General features: G+C 42.6%; 1 protein-coding gene. It reads left to right on the top strand.

What is annotated here, in order from left to right:
• Nucleotides 1–27: 27 nt before the first annotated feature.
• Nucleotides 28–1,460, top strand: a 1,433-nt coding sequence (locus HUZ36_RS21595; protein ID WP_368659811.1) for a non-ribosomal peptide synthetase, incomplete at its 3' end; no start/stop codon positions are given.

Below are 1,460 nucleotides of genomic sequence, written 5' to 3'. Positions count from 1 at the left end.
CCACGTACTCGGCCACAAGAGGTTGGTGTGAGCGCATCACATCTGGCGTATGTGATTTATACCTCAGGCTCGACAGGACAGCCAAAAGGCGTGATGATTGAGCATCAAAGCTTGCACAACAATATGATTACTTCCCTCGAATACACGGAATTATCCCCTAGTGCGGCTATTTACCATTGTTCATCAGTTGCCTTTGATGCTGCCGTTTGGGTTATGTGGTTAGGCCTCGTAAATGGAGCCAAATTGCGATTAGCGACAACGTTAGAGTATGGAAAAGAGTTAGTACATTATGGCGATGTCTCCCACCTCTTTATGACTCCCTCTATGTTGCGATGTTTGAAAGTTAAAAAATATGAAAGTCTAACCACAGTGATGGTAGGTGGTGAGCATTGCCCTGATTCACTTGCTAATGAGTGGCTATCAGTAGGTGTTGAATTTTTAAATGCCTATGGCCCAACTGAAATAACTATCTGTAGCTCAATTGGCCGATGCTTGGAGGGTAAGCAGGCAACGATTGGTACTCCTTTTGCCAATATGCAGTATTATATTTTAGATGCGGATCAAGCTTTGCTACCTTACGGTGCTGTGGGTGAGTTATATGTTGGTGGAGATGGAGTGGCCAGAGGTTATTTGAACAAAGCGACATTGACACAAAATAGCTTTATTCCTAATCCATACTTTTGCCCAAATAAAAGGAACACTTCAAAGCGATTATATAAAACGGGAGACTTAGTTAAATTTAATTCAGACGGTGAACTTATTTACATTAGCCGCGTCGATGATCAAGTGAAAATTCGCGGGTTTCGAGTCGAGCTTGGTGAGATTGAGTCACAAATAAACTCTTGCTCTGAGGTTGACTCTAGCGTCGTACTCATCATTGAACGCGGCACATCAAAGTATCTTGTGGGGTATATCAAACAGAGAGAAGGACTTGTTCAGTCCACCAGTGCTGTTGAGCAACAAGTCCAGCAACACTTAAAAACCTCATTGCCTGCACATATGCTCCCAAGCAAGCTGATTGTAGTGAGTGAATTTCCGAGAACGGCAAATGGCAAGGTTGATAAGGTGGCGTTATCAGCAACAACGCTTGATACGGATACTGTAGCTACAGTTATCGAGGCTAAAGATGATATAGAAAAAGCACTAGTACAGATCTGGTCTGAGCTATTTAGTGTACCTCCTGCATTGATCAGTACTGAAGATGACTTTTTTGAATTAGGTGGTCATTCATTATTGTCGATGAGGCTGTGCTCTGAGATAGAAGATAAACTAAACGTACAAATACCACTGCGGGAAATTTACGATAGCCCTACCATCGTAGATATCGCTATATTGGTAAAAAATGCAGTTGATGTAGGGTCAAACCTAGTCTCTCGAGTAGAAAGAAACACAGATAAGTTCCCTCTGTCTTTTGCCCAGCAGCGGCTATGGTTTATTGATAGTTTGCAAGGTAGCACTCC

This window comes from Pseudoalteromonas sp. McH1-7 (genome assembly GCF_013366255.1).
GTDB lineage: Bacteria > Pseudomonadota > Gammaproteobacteria > Enterobacterales > Alteromonadaceae > Pseudoalteromonas > Pseudoalteromonas peptidolytica.
The sequence above is the reverse complement of the archived record's forward strand: the minus strand, read 5'-3'. Positions and strand labels throughout refer to the sequence as shown.